General features: G+C 73.9%; 24 protein-coding genes. 13 read left to right on the top strand and 11 right to left on the bottom strand.

The features are described from left to right. A partial coding sequence (locus B0E53_RS15630; protein WP_281492867.1) for a histidine kinase occupies positions 1 to 680 on the top strand: 680 nt, incomplete at its 5' end. Then, positions 677 to 1,330, top strand: coding sequence for a response regulator transcription factor (locus B0E53_RS15625; RefSeq protein WP_281492866.1), 654 nt, complete (start codon positions 677 to 679; stop codon positions 1,328 to 1,330). The genes B0E53_RS15630 and B0E53_RS15625, both read left to right, overlap by 4 nt. Here the strand turns inward: B0E53_RS15625 and B0E53_RS15620 are convergent. Next, positions 1,321 to 1,908 carry a TetR/AcrR family transcriptional regulator gene (locus B0E53_RS15620; RefSeq protein ID WP_107076736.1) on the bottom strand — a complete coding sequence of 196 codons (588 nt, stop codon included), beginning with the start codon at positions 1,906 to 1,908 and terminating at the stop codon, positions 1,321 to 1,323. The genes B0E53_RS15625 and B0E53_RS15620 overlap by 10 nt on opposite strands. A 71-nt stretch (positions 1,909 to 1,979) precedes the next feature. Here B0E53_RS15620 and B0E53_RS15615 point away from each other — a divergent pair, with 71 nt between their 5' ends. Then, on the top strand, positions 1,980 to 3,185 hold the full coding sequence (locus B0E53_RS15615) for an FAD-dependent monooxygenase (protein ID WP_107076735.1): 1,206 nt from the start codon (positions 1,980 to 1,982) through the stop codon (positions 3,183 to 3,185). A gap of 4 nt (positions 3,186 to 3,189) precedes the next feature. On the opposite strand, the gene B0E53_RS15610 is transcribed toward B0E53_RS15615, so the two are convergent. Beyond that, positions 3,190 to 3,717 carry an SRPBCC family protein gene (locus tag B0E53_RS15610; protein WP_107076734.1) on the bottom strand — a complete coding sequence of 176 codons (528 nt, stop codon included), beginning with the start codon at positions 3,715 to 3,717 and terminating at the stop codon, positions 3,190 to 3,192. Positions 3,718 to 3,719: 2 nt separating this feature from the next. Beyond that, positions 3,720 to 4,028: a metalloregulator ArsR/SmtB family transcription factor gene (locus B0E53_RS15605; protein WP_107076733.1), complete on the bottom strand. Its 309-nt coding sequence runs from the start codon at positions 4,026 to 4,028 to the stop codon at positions 3,720 to 3,722. 87 nt (positions 4,029 to 4,115) lie between these two features. Between B0E53_RS15605 and B0E53_RS15600 the strand changes: the two genes are divergently transcribed. Then, entirely contained in the window at positions 4,116 to 5,045 is a 930-nt protein-coding gene (locus B0E53_RS15600; RefSeq protein ID WP_107076732.1) for an LLM class F420-dependent oxidoreductase, read from the top strand. Positions 5,046 to 5,179: 134 nt separating this feature from the next. Here the strand turns inward: B0E53_RS15600 and B0E53_RS15595 are convergent, their stop codons facing one another. Beyond that, entirely contained in the window at positions 5,180 to 5,386 is a 207-nt protein-coding gene (locus tag B0E53_RS15595; RefSeq protein ID WP_246835423.1) for a hypothetical protein, read from the bottom strand. 96 nt (positions 5,387 to 5,482) lie between these two features. Between B0E53_RS15595 and B0E53_RS15590 the strand changes: the two genes are divergently transcribed. Then, a complete protein-coding gene (locus B0E53_RS15590; RefSeq protein WP_107076731.1) occupies positions 5,483 to 5,986 on the top strand; it encodes a PH domain-containing protein in 504 nt (167 codons plus the stop codon). Beyond that, complete coding sequence (locus tag B0E53_RS15585; RefSeq protein WP_107076730.1) at positions 5,983 to 7,209, top strand: FAD-binding protein; 1,227 nt, start codon at positions 5,983 to 5,985, stop codon at positions 7,207 to 7,209. Before B0E53_RS15590 ends, B0E53_RS15585 begins: the two co-directional genes overlap by 4 nt. A gap of 10 nt (positions 7,210 to 7,219) precedes the next feature. Here B0E53_RS15585 and B0E53_RS15580 read toward each other — a convergent pair whose 3' ends face one another. From B0E53_RS15580 to B0E53_RS15570, 3 genes are all read right to left on the bottom strand, one after another. Further along, positions 7,220 to 8,362 (bottom strand): site-2 protease family protein, encoded by a 1,143-nt coding sequence (locus B0E53_RS15580; protein ID WP_107076729.1) that lies wholly within the window; start codon positions 8,360 to 8,362, stop codon positions 7,220 to 7,222. 451 nt (positions 8,363 to 8,813) lie between these two features. Beyond that, entirely contained in the window at positions 8,814 to 9,233 is a 420-nt protein-coding gene (locus B0E53_RS15575; protein WP_107076728.1) for a PIN domain nuclease, read from the bottom strand. Next, the gene (locus tag B0E53_RS15570; protein ID WP_107076727.1) at positions 9,230 to 9,439 is read right to left on the bottom strand and encodes a type II toxin-antitoxin system VapB family antitoxin; all 210 of its coding nucleotides are present in this window, start codon (positions 9,437 to 9,439) and stop codon (positions 9,230 to 9,232) included. Before B0E53_RS15570 ends, B0E53_RS15575 begins: the two co-directional genes overlap by 4 nt. Positions 9,440 to 9,573: 134 nt before the next feature. Between B0E53_RS15570 and B0E53_RS15565 the strand changes: the two genes are divergently transcribed. After that, a complete protein-coding gene (locus tag B0E53_RS15565) occupies positions 9,574 to 11,679 on the top strand; it encodes a prolyl oligopeptidase family serine peptidase (RefSeq protein WP_107076726.1) in 2,106 nt (701 codons plus the stop codon). A gap of 50 nt (positions 11,680 to 11,729) precedes the next feature. Here B0E53_RS15565 and B0E53_RS15560 read toward each other — a convergent pair whose 3' ends face one another. After that, the gene (locus tag B0E53_RS15560; protein WP_107076725.1) at positions 11,730 to 12,581 is read right to left on the bottom strand and encodes an alpha/beta fold hydrolase; all 852 of its coding nucleotides are present in this window, start codon (positions 12,579 to 12,581) and stop codon (positions 11,730 to 11,732) included. Between the two features lie 43 nt (positions 12,582 to 12,624). Next, positions 12,625 to 13,365, bottom strand: a complete 741-nt coding sequence (locus tag B0E53_RS15555; RefSeq protein WP_107076724.1) for a TetR/AcrR family transcriptional regulator C-terminal domain-containing protein — start codon at positions 13,363 to 13,365, stop codon at positions 12,625 to 12,627. 110 nt (positions 13,366 to 13,475) lie between these two features. Here B0E53_RS15555 and B0E53_RS15550 point away from each other — a divergent pair, with 110 nt between their 5' ends. The 5 genes from B0E53_RS15550 to B0E53_RS15530 all read left to right on the top strand — a co-directional run bounded on the left by B0E53_RS15550 (position 13,476) and on the right by B0E53_RS15530 (position 18,538). After that, on the top strand, positions 13,476 to 14,927 hold the full coding sequence (locus tag B0E53_RS15550; RefSeq protein WP_246835421.1) for an MFS transporter: 1,452 nt from the start codon (positions 13,476 to 13,478) through the stop codon (positions 14,925 to 14,927). An 83-nt stretch (positions 14,928 to 15,010) separates the two neighbouring features. Beyond that, positions 15,011 to 15,904 (top strand): ABC transporter ATP-binding protein, encoded by an 894-nt coding sequence (locus B0E53_RS15545; protein ID WP_107076723.1) that lies wholly within the window; start codon positions 15,011 to 15,013, stop codon positions 15,902 to 15,904. Between the two features lie 31 nt (positions 15,905 to 15,935). After that, positions 15,936 to 16,742, top strand: coding sequence for an ABC transporter permease (locus B0E53_RS15540; protein WP_107076722.1), 807 nt, complete (start codon positions 15,936 to 15,938; stop codon positions 16,740 to 16,742). A gap of 21 nt (positions 16,743 to 16,763) precedes the next feature. Further along, positions 16,764 to 17,918 (top strand): sensor histidine kinase, encoded by a 1,155-nt coding sequence (locus B0E53_RS15535; protein ID WP_107076721.1) that lies wholly within the window; start codon positions 16,764 to 16,766, stop codon positions 17,916 to 17,918. Beyond that, positions 17,915 to 18,538, top strand: coding sequence for a response regulator transcription factor (locus B0E53_RS15530; protein WP_107076720.1), 624 nt, complete (start codon positions 17,915 to 17,917; stop codon positions 18,536 to 18,538). The genes B0E53_RS15535 and B0E53_RS15530 overlap by 4 nt, the downstream gene beginning before the upstream one ends. Before the next feature lie 6 nt (positions 18,539 to 18,544). Here B0E53_RS15530 and B0E53_RS15525 read toward each other — a convergent pair whose 3' ends face one another. Then, positions 18,545 to 19,459 carry a L,D-transpeptidase gene (locus tag B0E53_RS15525; protein WP_107076719.1) on the bottom strand — a complete coding sequence of 305 codons (915 nt, stop codon included), beginning with the start codon at positions 19,457 to 19,459 and terminating at the stop codon, positions 18,545 to 18,547. Positions 19,460 to 19,563: 104 nt separating this feature from the next. Continuing rightward, entirely contained in the window at positions 19,564 to 21,009 is a 1,446-nt protein-coding gene (locus B0E53_RS15520; RefSeq protein WP_107076718.1) for an alpha-amylase family protein, read from the bottom strand. A 244-nt stretch (positions 21,010 to 21,253) separates the two neighbouring features. Between B0E53_RS15520 and B0E53_RS15515 the strand changes: the two genes are divergently transcribed. Next, the coding region (locus tag B0E53_RS15515) for a ferric reductase-like transmembrane domain-containing protein (RefSeq protein WP_281492865.1) at positions 21,254 to 22,249 on the top strand (996 nt) is incomplete at its 3' end.

Genomic DNA, 22,249 nt, shown 5'->3' with positions numbered 1-22,249 from the left:
TGGCCGCCTCCCGGGCCCGGCTGGCCGAGGCGCGCGAGGAGGAGCGGCGCAAGCTGCGCCGGGACCTGCACGACGGGCTCGGCCCGGCGCTGGCCGGGGTGGCGCTGGGCCTGGCGGCGGCCCGTAACCTGCTCACCGTGGATCCCGAGGCGGCCGGCCGGTTGCTGGACCGGTTGCGCGACGAGACCGACCAGCGGGTGGAGCACGTGCGGGACCTGGCCCGGGGGCTGCTGCCGCCGGTGCTGGGCGAGCGCGGTCTCGCCCCGGCGCTGCACGAGCTGGCCCAGCGGTACGCGGGCTCCGGGCTGGCCGTCCAGGTGGCGGCCGAGCCGCTGCCGCTGCCGGAGCCGGTGGCCACCGCGATCTACGGGATCGTCTCCGAGGCGGTCCGCAACGCGCACCGGCATGCGGGCGCGACGGACTGCCGGGTGACCGTGCAGCGGGACGACGAGGGGCTCACGCTCCGGGTCGAGGACGGCGGTCGCGGCATCGTGCCGGGTACGCCGGCCGGGATCGGGATGCGCTCGATGGGGGAGCGGGCCGAGGGGATCGGCGGGGTGTGCGTGGTCGCGCCGGGGCCGGACGGCGGCACCACGGTCACCGTCCGGGTACCGGCCGCGCGGCTGTCCGGCGACGTCGCGGCGGACGAGGCCGGGCAGCCGTTCGCGGTGGTCCCGTGACCGGGGAGACGATCCGGGTCGCGGTGGTCGACGACCACCCGGTGTTCCGGCTCGGCATGAGCGCGCTGCTGGCCTCGACGGCGGGGCTGGAGGTGGTCGGCGAGGCGGCCGACGCGGACACCGCGCTGCTGGTCGCCGACCAGCACCGACCCGATGTGATCATCATGGACCTGCACCTGGGCGGCCGCTCCGGGGTGGCGGCGACCCGGGAGATCGTGGCCCGGCACCCGGGGGTCGGTGTGCTGGTGGTGACCATGCTGGACGACGACGACTGGGTCTTCGCGGCGCTGCGCGCCGGGGCCCGGGGCTACCTGCTCAAGGGCGCCGCCCCGGCCGAGGTGGAGCGGGCGGTCCGGGCGGTGGCCAACGGCGAGGTGCTGCTCGGCCCGGTCATCGCCAGCCGGGCGGTGAGCTACCTGTCGGGGGCGCGCGGCGCCGGAGCCGCCCCCTTCCCCGAGCTGACCGACCGGGAGCGCGAGGTGCTGGACCTGGTCGCCCAGGGGCTGAGCAACGTGGTCATCGCCCGGCGCCTTACGCTGAGCCCGAAGACCGTCCGCAACCACCTGTCGAACGTGCTGGCCAAGCTCCAGGTGGCCGACCGTGCCCAGGCCATCGTCCGGGCCCGGGAGGCGGGCCTCGGTCAGCCCTGACCGTCGCGGAACTCGGCGGCGAGGACCCGCAGCGCGCGGGTCAGCTCCCGCGCCGAGGGCGCCGCGGCCGGGTCGACCAGCCACTGGGCCGCGACGCCGCCGATCAGCGCCTGGTGGAAGGCACCGAGGGCGAGCGCGGTCGACTCGTCGAGGGCCGGGTCGAGCCGGTGGAAGACCTGGGCCAGCCCGAGCCGGGCCTGTCGGGTGACCCCGGCGAACGCCTCCCGCAGCTCGGGCGCGCGGTCCAGCTGCGCGATCAGCTCGAACTGGACGGCCCAGAGCGGCCGTAGCCGGGCGAACGACTCGATGATCTGCTCCCACGCCGCCTCGAAGCGCTGCTCGGGCGTGGCCTCCGGCCCCGCGTCCTTGGCGAGGGCGCGTTCCAGCTCCTCGCCCCACTCCGCCATGGCCTCCACGAGCGCCTCGTTGAGCAGCGCTTTTGTGGTGCGGAAGTGGTAGCCGATGGCGGCCAGGCTGGTCCCGGCGGCGCCGGCCACGTCCCGGGCCGTGGTGGCCGCATAGCCCTTCTCCATCAGGCAGCGCTTGGCCCCGGCGAGCAGGTCCTCCCGATTTCCCATGCCGGCAGCGTAGCGGATTACTTGAACAAGCGTCTTGCACAAACGTCTAACACCCTTGTACCGTCGGTGGCATGACTGATGTCCTGATCTCCGGCGCCGGTGTCGCCGGCCCGACGCTCGCCTGGTGGCTGCGCCGCCACGGCTTCCGGCCGACCGTCGTCGAGCGCGCCCCGGCGCTGCGCGACGGGGGCTACAAGGTGGACGTCCGCGGCGCGGCGCTGACCGTGCTGGACCGGATGGGCCTGCTGGACGAGGTGCGCCGGCGCGACACCGGGATGCGGCTGGCCCGTTTCGTGGAGGCGTCCGGCGCGCAACTGGCCACCATGGACGCCGCGCTCTTCGGCGGCCGGGAGGGCGACGACGTCGAGGTGCTGCGCGGCGACCTGGCCCGGCTGCTCGTCGACGCCACCCCCGACGTGGAATACCTCTTCGGCGACTCGATCGCCGCGCTCGACCCGGCGGCCGACGGGGTGGACGTGACCTTCGCCGGGGGCGGGCGCCGCCGCTTCGACCTGGTGGTCGGCGCCGACGGGCTGCACTCGACCGTACGCCGGCTGGCGTTCGGCCCCGCCGCGGCGCACCTGCGCCCGCTCGGGCACCACATCGCCATCTGCACCGTCCCCGCCGGGTTCGGCGAGGAGCGGGTCGAGCTGATGCACCCGGCGCCGGGCCGGACCGTCGGGGTCTACCGCACCGGCGGCGCTCCGGACGCCCGGGCGCTGTTCCTCTTCCCCTCGCCCGCCGAGGAGCCGGACCACCGGGACCTGCCCGCCCAGCGGGCGGCGCTGGCCCGGGCCTTCGACGGGGCCGGCTGGCGGGTGCCCGAGCTGCTCGCCGCCGCCGCCGACGCGCCGGACTTCTACTTCGCGCCGATGAGCCAGGTGCGGTTGGACCGCTGGTCCACCGGCCGGATCGGGCTGATCGGCGACGCCGGCTACGGCCCGTCGCCGGCCTCCGGGCAGGGCACCAGCCTCGGGCTGGTCGGGGCGTACGTGCTGGCCGCCTCGCTGGCCGGGGCCGGTGGGGACCCGGTCGCCGGGTTCGCCGGCTACGAGCGCCGGATGCGCCCGTTCGTCACGGCGAACCAGCTGCTGGCCGAGCGCAACCTCAAGGGGATGGTGCTCTCCTCGGCCGCGCAGATCCGGTTCCAGACGCTGATGCTGCGCCTCATGCCGCGCCTGCCCGGCCGGGAGCGGATGATCCGTCGGGTCACCGAGCCGATCCGCCGGGCGGCCACCGCGATCACCCTGCCGGACGCCCCGGCGGCCGTGCGCTGACCGGTCAGTCCGTCAGGCGCTCGTCGTACGCGGCGCGCAGGTCGTCCCAGCCGAACTCCTTCGCCTCGGCGCCCCGGATCGGGCCGACCGGGTCGCCGTCGAGCAGGTGGCCGGCGACGTCGAGGCAGAGGTGCCAGCCGGCGGCCATGCTCGCGCCCAGCGTGCGGTCGTCGAAGCGGTGCCGCAGGGTCAGGCGGGTGCCGGTCGCGGTGCCGGCCAGCTCCCAGCGCAGCAGGCCGTCGCCCCAGGTGTACTCCAGCAGGGCGGGTGGCTCGGCGCGCCGCACGGTGGCCGGGGCCGGCCAGCTCCGGTCGCCGTCGACGGTGCTCAGCGTGACCGCGCCGGGCGTGCCCAGGTCGCGGTCGGCCAGGAAGGGCGCCCACTGGGCGAGCCGGTCCGGCTCGGTGAGCGCGGCCCACACCTTCTCCGGCGGATGCCGCAGGTCGCGGAGGAGGATCAGGTCCCACCGGTCGCCGGCCGCCGCCCAGGAGACGTCGGCGAGCGGGCCGGGCCGGAAGCTGTCGCGGTCCATGGTCACTCCTGACTGTCGAGATGGCGTTCCAGGGCGTCGAGGTGGTCGGTCCACATCCGCCGGTACGGCCCGAGCCAGTCGTCCACGGCGCGCAGCGGGCGGAGGTCGATGCGGTAGATCCGCTGCTGGGCGGCGGTGCGGCAGGTGACCAGGCCGGCCTCGCGCAGCACCTTGAGGTGCTTGGAGACGGCCGGCTGGGTCATGCCGAGCGCGGCCACGAGGTCGCCGACGCTGCTCTCCGCCCGGCGCAGCCGGTCGAGGATGCGGCGTCGGGTGGGCTCGGCCAGCACGGCGAAGGCATCCCCGGACACGTGCCCAATATGCCCGGAGGGTCATATGCCTGTCAAGGAATACGAGGCGCGGGCGCGGCGGGCCGCACCGCTTCCTATGCTCGGGGCATGGAACTGCGGATCTTCACCGAACCCCAGCAGGGCGCCGGCTACGACCAGCTGCTCGCCGTGGCGCGCCGCGCGGAGGAGACGGGCTTCGGCGCCTTCTTCCGCTCCGACCACTACCTGAAGATGGGCTCGGTGAGCGGCGACCCCGGCCCGACCGACGCCTGGACCACCCTCGCCGGCCTGGCCCGGGACACCAAGACGATCCGGCTCGGCACCCTGATGACCGCGGCCACCTTCCGGCTCCCCGGCCCGCTCGCCATCACCGTCGCCCAGGTCGACCAGATGAGCGGCGGCCGGGTCGAGCTGGGCATCGGCACCGGCTGGTTCGCCGAGGAGCACACCGCGTACGGCATCCCGTTCCCGCCGCTGGGGGAGCGGTTCGACCGGCTGGAGGAGCAGCTCGCGGTCATCACCGGGCTCTGGGAGACGCCGGCCGGGTCGACCTTCGACTTCCCCGGCAAGTACTACCCGGTCAGCGACTCACCGGCCCTGCCCAAGCCGGTCCAGCAGCCGCGCCCGCCGATCCTGCTCGGCGGCACGGGCCCAAAGCGGACGCCCCGCCTGGCGGCCCGCTACGCCGACGAGTTCAACCTGCCGTTCGCCCCGGTCGAGGACTCGGCGGCGCAGTTCCAGCGGGTGAAGGACGCCTGCGCCGAGGTCGGCCGGGATCCCGCCACCATGATCTGGTCCAACGCCCTGGTGCTCTGCTGCGGCCGGGACGACGCCGAGGTGGCCCGGCGCGCCGCGGCGATCGGCCGGGAGCCCGCCGAGCTGCGTGCGAACGGCGCCGCCGGCACGCCCGCCGAGGTCGTCGACAAGCTCGGCCGGTACGCCGAGATCGGCAGCGAGCGGGTCTACCTCCAAATGCTCGACCTGACCGACCTGGACCACCTGGAGCTGGTCGCCGCCGAGGTGATGCGGCAGGTGTGAGCGCGAGGAGTGAGCCGGGTTTGCGTGCCCTGCAGTCGCGGCCGAGGTGATGCGGCAGGTGTGAGCGCGAGGAGTGAGCCGGGTTTGCGAGCCCCGCAGTCGCGAACGAAGAGCGGCGCTGTGAGCCGGTCCGCTCAGCCGGCGACCGACCGTCCCCCGGCGGTCCGGGGCGGCGGCCCCGGATGGGGGATCGGGTCGGGCTCCGGCTCCGGGGTCGGCGGCGGCGCCGGGGCCGTGGCGTACGCCGCCCCGGCCGGCTCGGGGCCCACGCCGGTCGGGTCGATCTCCTCCTCCGACGGATACACGTCGCCGCGGAGGGTCGGGTCGCGGTAGCTGCTCATGTCCACAGGGTGCCCTACCGGGCGGCGGGGCAACCGCTCCTTGCGCGATTGGCGGATGATGCACCCGGACACCGGGGACGGGAACGGGGGAACGACGTGGAGCTGCACCGCAACCGAGGGGTCCTGCCGCTGGCCCTCGTCTGCGTGGCGGGCGGGGTGATGGTGCTCGCCGTGGCCGGTGACGGGCCCGTGCTGCGGATGCTGGTCGCCCTGGGAATCGTGGCGATCGGCGTCAAGGTGCTGGTCGGCGCCCTGCGGCCGTTCCGCTGCGTACTCGGCCCGGAGGGGCTGGAGGTGCGCCGGCCGGGCCTGCGCGGGACGTACCGCTGGGAGCAGTTCGCGGCGCTCGCCCTCGACGACGCGGGCCGGCTGGTCGGTGTGCCCGGGGCCGGGCTGCCGCCGGGCCTGCCGGTCACCGCCCGGCATCCGCGCGACGGCCGTCCCGGGGTGGAACTGCTCGACCTGACCCAGGTGCGGGAGAATCCCGACGAGGTGACGGCGGCGCTGGCCCGGTACGCGGGCGACCGGTTCACCGACGCGCGCACCCGGCCGGCCGGCGCGGACGAGGAGACCGACACCGATCGGGAGGCCACCGCGTGACCGGCACCAACTGGGCGGGCAACGTCACCTGGTCGGCCCGGGCCCACCACCGGCCGTCCAACCTGGACGAGCTGCGCCGGTTGGTGGCCGGCGCGGACCGGGTCCGGGCGGTCGGTACCGGGCACTCGTTCAACCGGCTCGGCGACACCACCGGCGTGCAGGTGTCGGTGGCGGGGCTGCCGCCGACCATCGTGCTCGACCGCGACCGGGGCACCGTCACGGTCGCCGCCGGGCTGCGGTACGGCGACCTGGCCACCGCGCTGCACGCCGAGGGGTACGCGGTGGCGAACCTCGCCTCGCTGCCGCACATCTCGGTGGCCGGCGCGGTCGCCACCGCAACCCACGGTTCCGGACCGGCCCACGGCAACCTGGCCACCGCCGTGGCCGCGCTGGAACTGGTCACCGCCGACGGCGACCTGCTCACCGTGGACCGCGCCGACCCCCGGTTCGCCGGGCTGGTGGTCCACCTCGGCGCGCTGGGCGTGGTCACCCGGCTCACCCTCGACGTGGTGCCCGCCTTCGAGGTGCGGCAGTACGTCCGGCTCGGCCTGCCCCGCGCGGCCCTGGACGACGCGCTCGGCGCGGCCTACAGCGTCAGCGTCTTCACCGGCTGGCGGTCACCCCGGTTCGACCAGGTGTGGCTCAAGCAGCGGGCCGACCAGCCGCCGCCCCCGGCGGACTGGCTGGACACCCGGACCGCCGACACGCCCCGCCACCCGGTGCCCGGGATGCCGGCGCAGAACTGCACCGAACAGCTCGGCGTGCCCGGGCCGTGGCACGAGCGGCTGCCGCACTTCCGGCTCGGCTTCACCCCGAGCAGCGGCGACGAACTCCAGTCCGAGTGGCACCTGGCCCGCTCGGACGGCGCCGCGGCGCTGGCCGCGCTCGACCCGGCGGCCGAGCGGATCGCCGCCGTGCTCCAGGTCTGCGAGCTGCGTACGGTGGCCGCCGACGGGTTGTGGCTGAGCCCGAACCACGAGCGCGACAGCCTGGCCGTCCACTTCACCTGGGTCGGCGACCCGGCCGCGGTGGCGCCGGTGCTCGACGAGGTGGAGGAGCGGCTCGCGCCATTCGCCCCGCGCCCCCACTGGGGCAAGCTCTTCACCCGCGACCCGGCCGCCGCCTATCCCCGCCACGACGGCTTCCGCGCCCTGCTGCGGGAGTTCGACCCGGCCGGCAAGTTCCGCACCGCGTTGCTGGACCGTTACTTCCCGCGATACTGACCTGCGAGGGCTAGGAGCGGCCGGCGGTCATCTGCTCGCGCATGCTGCCGCGCTGCACCGCGCGGCTGATGTCGCTGGGCGAGACGATCCCGACCAGCCGCTGGTCGGCCACCACGAGCGCCCGGCCGTCGGCGCACTGGCTGAGCCGGGGGAGCAGGTCGGTGAGCTGCTCGTCCGGGTTGGCGAGCACCAGTTCCTCGGCCCGGCAGGAGACCTCGGCCAGGGTGGTCGCGGCGCGCCGGTCGGGGGCGATGCCGCGGACCCGGTCGAGGGTGACCAGCCCGACCGGCCGGCCCTCCTCGGTCAGCGGCAGCGCCGAGTGCCGGTACGCGAAGAGGTAGTGGTCGACGAAGTCGGCGACAGTCATCTCCCCGGAGGCGGTCTGCGGCTGCGGGGTCATCACCTCGGCGACGCGGATGCCGCGCAGCGCGCTGCCCATCCGGGCCTGGCGCTCCTCCATGCCGGCCGCGCCGATCAGGAACCAGCCGATGAGCGCCAGCCAGAGCCCGCCCACCCCGCTGCCGGCCAGGAACTGCCAGAGCCCCAGCCCGATCAGCAGCGCGCCGAGGACCCAGCCGGCCCGGGCCGCCACCACCGACGCCTTCGTCCGGTCGCCGGTGGCCTTCCACACCGCCGCCCGCAGCAGCCGTCCGCCGTCCAGCGGGGCGGCCGGCAGCACGTTGAAGACCGCCAGCAGCACGTTGATGCCGGCCAGCCAGGACAGCGAGCCGAGCAGCAGGCCGTGCACGCCGGCCAGGGCGAGCAGCGCCGCGATCGCGCCGAAGAACAGCCCGATGATCAAGCTGACCAGTGGCCCCACGCCGGCGATGCGCAGCTCGGCGCCCGGGTCGCGGGCCTCGCCCTTCAGCTCGGAGACGCCGCCGAAGAGCCAGAGCGTGATCCCCTCGACCTCGATGCCGTTGCGCTTGGCGACCACCGCGTGGGCCACCTCGTGGGCGAGCAGACCGAGGAAGAAGACCACCGCGGCGGCCAGCCCGGCGGCGACGTACGCCACGACCGAGTGGCCCGGGTACGCGCGGGGGAACTGGCTGGCGGACAGCGCCCACGCGATCAGCAGGAAGATGACCAGGACGCTCCAGTTGACCCCGACGGGTACACCCGCGATCCGGCCAAGCCGGAAGCTCGCCCTCATATCCCCGTCATACCCGTCCAAGTCGGTGCCACACCCGGCCGGAGGGTCCCTGTCGCGCCGCCGTGTCCCTGCCCAGCGGCTGCTGGCCGCCAAGGGCCTGCCGGCCGGCACCGGCTCGCTGCTGCGGATGCGCCTGGCCCACCCCGACCTGCGCGAGCAGTTGAGCGTGCGCGCACAAGTACAACCTGGCCGATGTCGTCATGATGGAGGACGACGGGGACACCAACTACTCGGCACGCTGAGCACCACCAGCAGCGCCGGAAGTACGGCGCGGGCGGCAACAGCTGGATGGACGTCGTCCCGTACTGGGTCTCGGAACTCTGACGCGCGGGGGTCGACGGCCCGCTCTCGCCCTCGCAACTGAGGTGGACCGTCGGTTCGGTGCTGCCGCCCCCGGCCCGGCTCGGCTGCGTGGTCACCGACGAGGACGAGACGCCTCCTGCTGTCTGACCTAGTCGGCCGTTCCAGCGGGAACCACCCAGGCGGTGGGCTGCCCGGTGATCGCGGTGATCAGGTCGAAGTCGCCGTCGTAGTGGAGGACGGTGAGGTCGTGCCGTTCGGCGGTGGCGGCAATCAGCAGATCCGCCATGGAGAGCGCCCGGTGGTTGCCCTTGTGCAACGCCTGCACCTGGATGTCGATTGCGCGATCCCAGACCTCGTCGGGCATCGACAGCCATCGGAAGCCGCTCAGCATCCATCGGGCCCGCTGTGCATCCTTGGCAGTGCGGGCGCTGTGGATGACCTCTATCTCGACCGCCCCGCACACCGCAAGCAGCCCTCGGTCGGAGAGTTCGTCGAGCACCGGAGCCACGCGTAGCTTGGGCCAGCGGGCGAGGGCCGACTTGTCCAGCAGGTAATGCTCTCGATTCACGCCGCGTCCGGCTCGGCCGTCTCGACGGGGCCCGTCAGATCGGGCAGCCCTCCGCTCTTGAGCCAGTCGGCGAACTGCCGCCGCTTCTCACGGTCGGCGACAGCTTTGAGCGCGGCGTTGACGGTGGCTTTCTTGGTAGTGGTGCCGAGGATCTTGGCCGCCTCGGCGAGTAGCTCGTCATCGACATCAAGGATCGTTCGGCTCACGGCAACTCCTCCGGTAGCGACATCCCGTCGATGATATCAATTCGACTCTTCCTTGATATCACGTCCTTCTGAGTCGCCATGCCGACACGGGCAGGGGCATGAATACCGGTCGCCCCCTGCCCGATAGTTGCGAAATGGCGGCTCTGATTGACGAGGGTGATGATCCGTACCTCTGGCTGGAGGACCTCGATGGTGCGGACTCCGCCGGGTGGGTGCGGGACTGCAACGCGGAGACCATCGCCGCGCTGACCGGGAGCGAGCGGTTCACCGCTCTGCGGACTGAGATCCGGCAGGTGCTGGATGCCGACGGCCGCATTCCCTACCCCCGCTGGCGCGGCGACCATCTCTGCTACGACTTCTGGACCGACGCGGCCCATCCGCGTGGGCTGTGGCGGCGCACCACCCTCGACCAGTACCGTCGGCCCGAGCCCGAGTGGGACGTGCTGATCGACCTGGACGCGCTAGCCGTCGAGGAGGGGGAGAACTGGGTCTGGCAGCAGGTGACGGTGCTTCGCCCCGGCTACCAGCGCTGCCTGATCAGCCTGTCCCGCGGCGGCGCCGACGCGGTCGTGGTGCGGGAGTTCGACCTGGCCCGCCGTGCCTTCGTCGCAGAGGGGTTCAGCCTGCCCGAGGCCAAGAGCACCGTCTGCTGGATCGACTTCGACCACATCTACGTCGCCACCGACTTCGGGCCCGGGTCGCTCACCACCTCCGGGTATCCGCGCGTCGTCAAGCGCTGGCGGCGGGGCACCCCGCTGACCGAGGCCGCCGTCGTACACGAGGGGCGCCCGGACGACATCGGCGTCTACGCCTCGCACGACCCGACCCCCGGGTTCGAGCGCGACTTCGTGGGCCGCAGCCTGGACTTCTACCGCACCGAGAATTACCTGCTCACCGACGCCGGCGAGCGGACCCGGATCGATGTGCCCGAGGACGCGCGGTGGGACGTGCACCGGGAGTGGCTGCTGGTGAGGCTGCGATCGTCGTGGACGGTCGACGGGATGACGCACCCGGCGGGCGCGCTGCTGGCGACCCGGTTCGACGCGTTCCTCGCCGGCGGGCGGGAGCTGACGGTGCTGTTCCGGCCGGACAGCCGCACGACGCTGAGCTACCACGTCTGGACCCGGAACCATTTGATCCTGGCCACCCTCGTCGACGTGCGGAGCCGGCTGGAGGTGCTGACACCCGACAGGACGGGTTGGCGGCGCGAGCCGCTCACGGGGGTGCCGGAGTCCGAGCACAGCCAGATCGTGGAGACCGACCCGGACCACGGCGACGACTATCTGCTCGCCGCGGAGGGGTTCCTGCAACCGTCGACGCTGCGGCTCGGGCGGGTCGGCGGCACGACGGAGACGGTCAAGCGGGAGCCGGCGTACTTCGACGCGGTGGGCCTGACGGTCCGCCAGTTCTTCGCCGCCTCCGCCGACGGTACCCGGGTGCCGTACTTCGTGGTCGGGGATCCGGGCGGGCCCGGCGGGCCGACGCTGCTCACCGGCTACGGCGGGTACGAGCACTCGATGACCGCGGGCTACGACGGGGTCATCGGGCGCGGCTGGCTGGCCCGCGGCGGCACGTACGTGGTGGCGAACATCCGCGGCGGCGGGGAGTACGGCCCGGAGTGGCACCGCGCGGCGATCCGGGAGAACCGGCTCCGGGCGTACGAGGACTTCGCGGCGGTGGCCGCCGACCTGGTGACGCGCGGGATCACCACGCCCGAGCAGTTGGGCGTGGAGGGCGGCAGCAACGGTGGGCTGCTGGCGGGGGTGATGCTGACTCGTTACCCGGAGCTGTTCGGAGCGGTCGTCGCGCAGGTGCCGGTACTGGACATGCGGCGCTACCACCTGCTGCTGGCCGGCGCCTCGTGGATCGCCGAGTACGGCGACCCGGACCGGGAGGAGGACTGGGCCTACCTGCGCGAGTACTCGCCGTACCACAACGTCCGCGGCGACCGGCGGTTCCCGCCGGTCCTGTTGATCACCTCGACGCGCGATGACCGGGTGCATCCCGGGCACGCCCGGAAGATGGCGGCCCGGCTGCGCGAGCACGGCCACCAGGTGGCGTACTACGAGAACGTCGAAGGCGGGCACGGCGCGGCGGCGAACAACGAGCAGAGCGCCTTCATCTGGGCGCTGGCGTTCGAGTTCCTGTGGCGGACGCTGGTCGGACCGGCATGGCAGCCCTTACCACGCCAGGCGTCACCGCTCCGTGAGGTTAGTTCCGACCGCTCGGTGCTGCCGTAAGTCGGCCCACTTGCCACGCCCTGGGTCACTGCCCGCCCCGTCGCGCAAGGTCAGGGGCGGCGGGGGGCCGTGCTGACGACGGTGGGCGAGAACTCGTTCGCCGCCTCCACGGCCCACTCCAGCGCGAAGTCCGCCTCCTCCTTCCAGCCCGGCTCGCCGCCCACAAAATGCGACCGACCCGGGAACTCCCGGTAGCTGGTGACCGCCGTCGAGCCGCGGTAGAGGTTGGCGCACGAGGACGCCAGTGAGGGCGGCACCACGTGGTCCTCGCCGCCGGCCGTCACCAGCAGCGGCGCCCGGTCGGACCGCTTGGTGTCGGCCGCCGTCGCCGATTTCGGGTCCACGTTGGCGAACGCACCCTCGAAGAAGACGTGGCCCGCGGCGGGCACCGCGTACCGCTCCCAGGCGGCGTCCGAGTTTTCCGCGCTGATGGTGTTGCCGAAGGTGTACCGGAAGTCCTCGCGGGTGAACGGCACCGCGCGGTGCCGGTTCGCCGGGTTCCGCAGGATGGAGAACCCGGAGCGCAGGGTGCTGAGCGGTAGCTTCAGCACGCCCTTCACCGCCACCGGGTGCAGGCCGACGACGGCGGCGCCGAGGCCCCGGTCCATCAGCAGTTGGGCGATGAGGCCGCCGAACGAGTGCCCCATGATGATCGGCGGGCGGGGCAGTCCGCGGATGATCGCCGTGTAGTGGTCGACGATTCCGGTGACCCGCTGCGCGGCGATCGGCGTCGGGTCCTCCCGCAGCCGCTCGACCTCGACGTCCATTCCCGGCCAGGCCGGGGTGAGCACCTTGAAGCCGCGCGCCGCGTACCGGTCGGACCAGTGCTCCCAACTGCGTGAGGTCATCCAGAGGCCGTGGATCAGCACGACCGTGTCGACCCGTCCCGTTGGTGTGCCCATGCCCTGACCTCCCTGGTGCCGCGACGACTGGGCCGGGCGGGGGTTACCCGGCCCGGCCGCCCTCACTCGCGCTGGGGACGTACGTGGCGACGCCCCGGACCAGCAGGTCGACGCCGAACAGGAACCGCTCGTCGCCGCCGCCCTCCATGAGGTCGTCCAGGTGGCTCCTGACGTTCGGGTACGTCTCGGCGGGCAGGCTCCCGTAGTAGGTGCGCAACTGCTGGGACAGCCCGGCCCACCAGGTCTCCCGGTCCTGCCCGGAGGCCTGCACCTTCTCCGCGTAGAGGGCGCCCTCGTAGGCGTCGCCGGCGATGTAGAGGAAGAGCCGGTCGAGGAACCACGCCGCCTGGCGGGGCGGCACCCCGCCGGCGAGCAGGATGGCGAGCATCCCCTCGGTGACCCGCAGTGCGTTCGGGCCGGTCGGGATGGTGGCGAGCGAGGCGAGCGCCAGGTTGGTGTGGGTGGCGTAGACCCGGTACGCCTGAAGGGCCACCTCCCGGATCTGCTCGGCCCACCGGGCCGGCTCCGGGTCCGGCACGACGATCTCGGCGCTGGCCCGGTCGACCAGCAGTTCGAGCAGTTCCTCCTTGCCGGAGACGTGGGCGTAGAGCGAGGCGGGGCCGGTGCCCAGCTCCTGGGCCACCCGCCGCATGCTCAGCGCGCCGAGCCCCTCCCGGTTGATCAGGGCGAGGGCGGCGTCGACCACGGCCTGCTGGCTCAGCGGCCGGCGGGTCGCCCGGCTGCGCGGCCGGGTACGCCACGGGGGCGCGGGGGTTTCGCTCACGGACGACCTCCGGGATCGGGCGGACGCGAACATCGTACTTGCTGCGAACGCCGTTCGTTGATAGAACAGCGTTCGTCAACGAACAGTGTTCGCTTCCGATCGGGGGATCCTTGACCACCGAACTCACCGCGCCGCACCCCGCGGCGCCGGCCGTCGCGGGTCACCGCTGGCGCTGGATCGCCCTCGCGGTGATCCTCACCGCCGAGGTGATGGACCTGCTCGACGTGCTGGTCACGAACCTCGCCGGCCCCGCGATCCGGGCCGACCTCGGCGGCTCGCCCACCGTCATCCAGTGGATCGGCGCCGGCTACACCCTAGCCATGGCCGTCGGACTGGTCACCGGCGGCCGCCTCGGCGACCTGTACGGCCGCCGCCGGATGTTCCTGATCGGGGTGCTCGGCTTCACCGCCGCCTCGGCGGCCTGCGCGCTCGCGGGCAGCCCCGGCACGCTGATCGCGGCCCGGGTGGCCCAGGGCCTGCTCGGCGCGCTGCTCCTCCCACAGGGACTCGGCCTGATCAAGGAGATGTTCCCGCCGGAGCAACTCGCCGCCGCCTTCGGCGCGTTCGGCCCGGTGATGGGGATCTCCGCGGTCGGCGGCCCGATCCTGGCCGGCTGGCTGGTCCACGCCGACCTGGCCGGCACCGGCTGGCGCGCCATCTTCCTCATCAACGTCCCGCTCGGCCTGCTCGCCGCCCTGGGTGCGGCCCGCTTCCTGCCGGCCTCCCGCCCCGGCCACGCCACCCGGCTCGACCTGCCCGGCGTCGCGCTGCTCTCGGTCGCGGTGTTCCTGCTGGTCCACCCGCTCGTGCAGGGCCGCGAGCTGGGCTGGCCCGCGTGGAGCTTCGCGATGCTCGCCGGCGCGGTCGTCGTGCTGGCCGTCTTCGCCCGCTACGAGCAGCGCCGGCAGCGGGCCGGCCGGGACCCGCTGGTGGTGCCCGCCCTGTTCCGCCGCCGCGCCTTCACCGGCGGTCTGGTCGCGGGGCTGGCCTTCTTCACCGCGCTGGCCGGCTTCTCGCTGGTCTTCAGCCTCTACCTCCAACTCGGCCTCGGTTGGTCGCCGCTGCGCGCCGGGCTGGCCGGCGTGCCCCAGGCGCTCGGCATGGTGGCCGCCTTCGTGCTCGCCGGAGCCGGCCTGGCCCAGCGGCTCGGCCGGCGCCTCATCCACCTCGGACTCGGGGTGGTGCTGGCCGGCGTCGCCGGGATGCTGCTCACCCTCACCCTGACCGGCGCCGACGTCACCCCGTGGCGGATGACGCCCGCGCTGCTGGCGGTCGGCTTCGGCATGGGCCTGGTCATGGCGCCGTTCTTCGACATCGTGCTCTCCGGGGTCGAGGAGGCGGAGACCGGCTCGGCGTCCGGCACGCTCACCGCCGTGCAGCAGCTCGGCGGCGCGCTCGGCGTGGCGCTGCTCGGCACGGTCTTCTTCGACGGGCTGACCGACTCGGTGTCGCACGCCGTTCGGGTCACCCTTCTCGCCGAGCTGGGCCTGCTGCTGGTCACCGTGGCGGGCGCGTTCCTGCTGCCCCGTCGGGCCCGCGAGGGGGACGGCGGCGGACACTGAGCGCCGACCCCTGACAAATGTCACGGTCGGAAGATGACGGCCGCTCCGGGGACCGGACCGCCGGTCCCCGGAGCATCGTTGTCATGACCGACACGCACCCTGCCGTCGAGCTGGCCGGACTCACCAAGACCTTCGGCCCGGTGACCGCCGTCGACGGGCTCGACCTCCGCATCGCCCCGGGCGAGGTGGTGGCCTTCCTCGGCCCCAACGGCGCCGGCAAGACCACCACCGTGGACATGCTGCTCGGGCTGGCCCGCCCGGACGCCGGCACCGTCCGGCTCTTCGGCGGCACGCCCGCCGAGGCCGTCCGGCTCGGCCGGGTCGCCGCCGTGATGCAGACCGGCGGCCTGCTCAAGGACCTCACCGTCGGCGAGACGGTACGGATGACCGCGCACTTCTACGGCCACACCCGGCCGGCCACCGAGGTGCTGGAGCGGGCCGGCATCGCCGGCATCGCCGACCGCCCGGTGGGCAAGTGCTCCGGCGGCCAGCAGCAGCGGCTGCGCTTCGCCCTGGCGCTGCTGCCCGACCCCGACCTCATGGTGCTCGACGAGCCGACCACCGGGATGGACGTCGAGGGGCGCCGGGACTTCTGGCAGGCCATCCGGGCCGACGCCCGCTCCGGCCGCACCGTCCTGTTCGCCACCCACTACCTGGACGAGGCCGACGCGTACGCGGACCGGATCGTGCTGGTCCGCCAGGGCCGGGTGGTCGCCGACGGCACCACCGCCGAGATCAAGAACCTGGCCGCCGGCCGGGTGGTCCGAGCCACCCTGCCCGGCGCCGACCAGGCCGCCTTGGCGGCGCTGCCCGGCGTGCAGTCGGTCGAGGTGCGCGGCGACGCCGTGCTGGTCCACACCGAGGACTCCGACGCTGTCGCCCGGCACCTGCTGACCCGGACCCGGGCCCGGGACCTGGAGATCACCTCGCGCAACCTCGAGGACGCCTTCCTCGCCCTGACCACCACCGCCGCCTGACCGCCGACCGCGCCGAACCCGGAGCCCTGAGATGACCGTCACCGCCCCGTCCGCCACCACCTCCTCCCACCGGGCCGGGAACCGCCGGCCCCCCGCCCTGGGCGGCTTCTCGACCGCCGTGCTCGGCATCGAGATCCGCCGGGTGCTGCGCAACCGCCGCACGCTGATCTTCATCCTGGTCATGCCGGCGGTGTTCTTCCTGCTGTTCGGCCTGCCGCAGCGCGGCCAGAACCTGGACAACGGCCTGCCGGTCACCGGCTGGATCATGATCAGCCTGGCCGTCTACGCGGCCATGGTGGCCACCACCAGCGCCGGAGCGGCCGTCGCCACCGAACGGGCGCTGGGCTGGAGCCGGCAGCTGCGGCTCACCCCGCTGCGCCCGGCCGCGTACGTGGCCACGAAGGTGGCCACCGCCATGGTGCTCGGCCTGCTCGGCGTGCTGGTGGAGTTCGCCGTCGGCGCCGCCTCCGGGGTCCGGTTGCCGGCACACGTGTGGGTGGAGTCCGGCCTGACCGCCTGGATCGGCTCCCTCGTCTTCGCCGCACTCGGCCTCTTCGTCGGCTACCTCGCCCCGGCCGAGAACGTCATGCAGTTCATGGGCCCGGTGCTGGCCGTCCTGGCCATGCTCGGCGGCCTGTTCGTCCCGCTCGACGTGCTGCCCCACGCGCTCCAGCAGATCGCCAAGTTCACCCCGGTGTACGGCGTCGGCCAGCTCGCCCGGGCGCCGCTGACCGGAGCCGGGCTCGACTGGGTCGCGGTCGGCAATGTGGCCGGCTGGACCGCCCTCTTCGGCCTCGGCGCGGCCCGGCTGTTCCGCCGCGACACCACCCGCGTCTGACGCGGGGCCGCGGAGGTTAGCGTGTTCACCGTGGGCCTGCCGCGCGACCAGAGCCGGCCGGTGAGCCGCCGCTGGCGGATCACCGGCTGGCTCCTGGCCGCGGTCTGGCTCTTCTTCCTCAACATCCCGCTGCTCACCGCCCTGCACCAGCCCGAGGTCTGGCGGCGGGTGCTGGGCGCGGTCACCCTGGTCGCCTTCGGCCTGCTCTACGTCTGGGTGTTCGAGTGGGCGCGCGGCCGGCGGCAGGCGCACCGGAACATCCCCCGCGGTCGGGCCTGGACGGCCCTGGCGGCGCTGCTCGGGCTCGGCCTCGCCGGCATCCCCGGGACCGAGGGGGACTGGCTGACCACACTGGTCTTCGTCGCGGCGGCGGCGGTGTTCCTGCTGCCGTCGCGGGAGGCGCTGCTGGTGGTCGTACTGGCCGCGTTCACCCCGCCGGTGACGGCGGCGCTGGTGCCCGGCTGGGAGGCCGAGGGGACGGTGGTCTTCGCCGTCGTGCTCGCCTCGTTCGCGATGTTCGGGGTGAGCCGGCTGGCCCAGCGCAACGCCGAGCTCCAGGCCGCCCAGCAGGAGATCGGCCGGCTGGCGGTCGCCGAGGAGCGGGCCCGCACCGCGCGGGACCTGCACGACATCCTCGGGCACTCGCTGACCGTGGTGGCGGTCAAGGCGGAGCTGGCCGGGCGGCTGCTGGAGCTGGATCCGGCCAAGGCGGCCACCGAGATCGCCGACATCGAGCGGCTGGCCCGGCAGGCCCTCGCCGACGTGCGGGGCACCGTCGGGGCGTACCGCGGGGTGAACCTGGCGACGGAGCTGGCCGGCGCCCGCTCGGCGCTGGCCGCCGCGGGCATCGCCGCCGACCTGCCGGAGACGGCGCCGGCACTGCCGGCGGAGCGGGACGAGCTGTTCGGCTGGACGGTCCGCGAGGGGGTGACCAACGTGGTCCGGCACAGCGGCGCCCGGCGCTGCGAGATCCGCGTCGACCCGACGGCCGTGGAGATCCGCGATGACGGCCGGGGGCCGGCCGGCGAGCCGGAGGCGGCCGGCCACGGCCTGGTGGGGCTCCACGAGCGGGCCCGGCGGCTGGACGCCACGGTCACCGTCGGTCGCCCCCGCGGTGGGCGCGGCTTCCTGCTCCGGGTGACGCTGCCCGGCACCGGACGGGGGGCGACCGGATGACCGAGCCGATCAGGCTGCTGCTCGCCGACGACCAGGCACTCGTCCGGGGCGCGCTCGCCGCGCTGCTGTCGATGGAGCCGGACCTGACCGTGGTGGCCGAGGTGGGACGGGGCGACGAGGTGGTGCCCGCGGCGCTGCGGACCCGGCCCGACGTGGCCCTGCTCGACGTGGAGATGCCCGGCCTGGACGGGGTCGCGGCGGCCGCGGCGCTGCGGGCCGCGCTGCCCGGCTGCCGGGTGCTCGTGGTGACCACCTTCGGCCGCCCCGGCTACCTGCGGCGGGCCATGGAGGCCGGCGCGAACGGCTTCGTGGTCAAGGACACCCCGGCCCGGCAGCTCGCCGACGCGGTCCGCCGGGTGCACGCGGGGCTGCGGGTGGTCGATCCGACGCTCGCCGCGGAGACGCTGGCCACCGGGCCGAGCCCGCTCACCGAACGGGAGACCGAGGTGCTGCGCACGGCCCGGGGCGGCGGCACGGTCGCCGAACTGGCCGCGACGCTGCACCTCTCCGAGGGGACGGTGCGCAACCACCTCTCCGCGGCGATCGGCAAGACCGGCGCCCGCAACCGGGCCGACGCGGTCCGGGTGGCCGAGGAGAACGGCTGGCTGCTCGGCGACTGAGCCGGCTCAGGCGGTGGCCGGCGGGGCGGGAAGCTGGTCCACCACCACGACCGCGGTGCCGGGGCGCAGCGCGGCGAGGAGCTGCCGCTGGCCGCTGCGGGTGAGCCGGATGCAGCCGTTGGTGACGTTCTTGCCGAGCGTGTCGTCGGTGTACCAGCTGTGCAGTCCGATGTGCGCGCCGCGCAGCCCGGTCGGCACCGCGCCCGGGTCGTCGGGGATCGCGCCGAGGGCGAAGATGTCCACGCCGCCGTAGACGTCCTGCGGGGGCGGGGTGCGGCCCAGGACGAAGGTGCGGCCCAGCGGGGTGGACTGGCCGGGCATGCCGAGACTGACCTCCCAGGAGCGCACCGCGCGGCCGTCCCGGAACCAGGTGAGCCGGTGCGGCCGGCGTTCCACCACGATCTGGTCGGGCAGCGCGGCCGTGCTCCAGCCGCCTTCCGGCAGCCAGGCGATCCGGCGGTTGGCCGAGGGGAGCAGGACCGCGGTCCAGCCGACCCGCCGCTCGACGATCGGCACGGTCAGCTCGACGCCGCTGATGGTGGGGGCGAGGAAGGCCAGCGGACGGCCGCCCGGCGCGTCGTAGGCGGCCACGGTCCGGGTCGGTGTCAGCCCCTCGGCCAGCGGCCGGGTGTCGGCCGGGCCCGGGTCGGCGGGGAACCCGCCGGGTGCCGGGTCGTAGGTGACCACCGGCAGGTCGTCCGGGGCGGGCGCGGCGGCCGGCACGGACTCCTCGGGGGACGGACTCGGCTCGTCGGGAGCGGGCGGGATCGCCGCGGTGGGTGCGGCGGCGACCGGCGCCGGGGCCGGACCGGCCGTAAGGGCGCGCCCGACCAGCAGCGCGGCCGCCAGCAGCACCGGTACGCCGACCGCGGCGAGCAGCCAGCCGAGCGCCCAGCGCGAGAACAATCGGTCAAACAGCACGATTGGTACTGTAATCGGGCGGGAGGCCCCCCGCGCCGCGAAACGGCGGTGCGGGGGGCCTCCGGGTTGGGTGGGGGGCGGTCGGATCGCGCCGCCGGAGCCGGTCAGGACAGCTTGGCGCCCAGGTGGATGGCGATCGCGTCGTGCGCGTTGACGGTCGCGGCGAACCAGCCGCTCGCGTCCACGGTGATCACCGGACCGCTGCACGAGCCGTTGCTGAAGTCGCCGTGGATGACGTCGCAGTAGCGGCCGGCGGGCAGCCCCGTGTAGTAGGACCGGCCGGTGATGGCGAAGTCCTCGTCGTTGAGGGTGAGGTAGCCCTTGCCGGCCCGGCTGAACGCGATGTGCTGGTAGCCGTTGTCGTACCAGTTGGCGACGCCGGCGCCCTGGGTGGCGTTGGCGAAGCCGACCATGTTGGCGATCACCCGCCAGCGGTGCTCGCACTCCCAGCCCGAGTAGCAGGTGGTGTTCGACGTCTTGTTGCTGGCGTCCGAGGGTGGGCCCTGGTCCTTGTTGCTGAACGTGTAGCTCGACATCACCGCCGGGGTGCCGTACGGCCAGGCGAGCATGAAGGCGTTCGCGAGCGCGTACTCGCCGCGGTCGCGGTAGGTCAGCACGCCGCCGTCGCGCTGGGTGTCGTGGTTGTCGGTGAAGACCACCGCGGAGCCGCCGGGCAGGTAGCCCCAGGACTCGCCGAAGTTCCGCAGGTACGCCAGCCGCTCGCTGTTGAACATCCGGGCCAGGTCCTTGCCGTACCGGAACTCGTGCACGTCGCCGTTGCCGGTGTACTCGGTCGGCTGGATCGGCTCGCCGGCGCCGTAGATGACCTCCTGCACGAGGTACGCCGAGCGGGACAGCTTGCCCTTGATGGCGGCGATGTCGGCGGCCGGCATGTGCTTGCTGGCGTCCAGCCGGAAGCCGTCGACGCCGAGCGAGAGCAGGTCGTTGAGGTACGTGGCGAGCCGGGTGCGCACGTAGTCCGACTCGGTCTTCAGGTCGGCGAGGTTGACCAGCTCGCAGTTCTGCACCTCGTACCGGTCGCCGTAGTTGGCGATGTCGTTGTTGCCGTTGCGGCCGCAGTAGTGGAAGTCCTGCGAGCCGTAGGTGCCCGGGTAGTCGTAGTGGCCGTAGGTGCTGCCGGCCCAGCCGGTGCCGCCGTTGTCCTGGCCGGACATGTGGTTGACCACGGCGTCGACGATCACCTTGACGCCGGCGTTGTGGCAGGTGTTCACCATCGCCTGGAACTGGGCGCGGGTGCCCTTGCGGGACTCGATCCGGTAGCTGACCGGTTGGTAGGCCACCCACCACTGGTTGCCCTTGACGTGCTCCTGCGGCGGGCTCACCTGGACGTAGCCGTAGCCCTTCGGGCCGAGCACGGTGGTGCACTCGTTGGCCACCGAGGTCCAGTTCCACTCGAAGAGCTGGACGATGACCTTCTTGCTGCCGGGGGTGGAGGCGGCGGCCGGGGGAGCCGCCACGGTGGTCGGGACGAGCAGGCTGGCGGCCAGGCCCAGGGCGAGGGCCGCCGAACGGCATCGACGTCGATGCATCGGGACTCCTGAGGGGGTGCGGCGCGGGGGAAAGGATCAGTGCCGACTTCTTGCAAGTCGGACTGAAATTTTCGGCAAGGTTACAAGCGTGTTGCAAGACCTGTCAACGCATGGACATGCGTCGTTGCGAAACGCGCTACACGCGCCCCGGCGCAGGGTTCGACGGACCGGCCGAGAAATTCGCACCGGAGGTGATCCGCCCGTGCCGTCCCTTCCGTACTGGAGGACGGAGCAGGGTCGGCCGGTGGGGCGCCGCCGCGAGACGATCGAGGAGCAGATGGCCCGGGCAGAGCAGAACGAGAACGCGACGACCGTCCGGACCACCAGCAGCAGCCGTGGTGCCCGGACGATGTCGAGGTCCGCGATGGTGGCGCTCGCCGCGTCCGCGCTCGCCGTCGCCTGGGCCGGCCTGGAACTGGCCGGCGCCGGCACCGTCATGTACTCGTACGGATTCTTCTTCACCGAGTTCTTCGCCGGGGTGGTCGCCCTGGTCTCGCTCAGCCTCACCGTGATGCTCGGGCTGCTCGCCACCGACCGGCTGGTGCTGCTCATCCGGCACCGGGTGCTGCTCCAGTCGGCCCACCGGGCCACCGGCGTTCTCGGCGTGGCCGGGCTGGTCTTCCACGTGATCACCAAGATCTCGACCGGCCGGGCCGCGCCGACCGACGCGGTGGTGCCGTTCCTCGGCGGCCGGGGCCTCTACGTCGGGCTGGGCACCGTGGCCGCGCTGCTGATGGTCGGCGTGCTCTGGACCGGCATCGTGCGGGTCCGGTTCGCCGGCGTCGGTCCGAAGTGGTTCTGGCGCGCGCTGCACTCCATGGCGTACGTCTCCTGGCCGTTCGCGCTGCTGCACGGGCTCAACGCCGGCCGGTCGGCGAAGACCTGGGTGGTGCTGAGCTACCTGGTCTGCGTGCTGCTGGTGGTGGTGGCGCTGCTGGTCCGGCTCTCGGTCCACCTCGGCAAGCGCAGCCGGGAGCAGCACCAGGCCGCCGCGCTGAACAAGGCGATGGCCGGCAAGGGGGAGGAGCGCACCGGCCTGCTCGCCGGGCTGACCCGCCGCCGGGCCACCGCCAAGGAGGAGAGCCACTCCGGTCGGGGCCGCGAGGGCGGCTGGGCCGAGGCCACCGCCACCTGGACCGCGCCGGCCGGCACCGCCCGGCGCCGCGACCCCGAGCGGTTCGCCGTACCCGTGGTGCCGGAACCCGGGACGCTGCGCGAGCCGGTCCGCGCGGCGGCCGCC

This window comes from Micromonospora sp. MH33, assembly GCF_003013775.1.
In the GTDB taxonomy this organism is placed as follows: Bacteria; Actinomycetota; Actinomycetes; order Mycobacteriales; family Micromonosporaceae; genus Micromonospora; species Micromonospora fulviviridis.
Note: the sequence above shows the minus strand (reverse complement) of the source record. Positions and strands in the feature narration are given on the sequence as shown.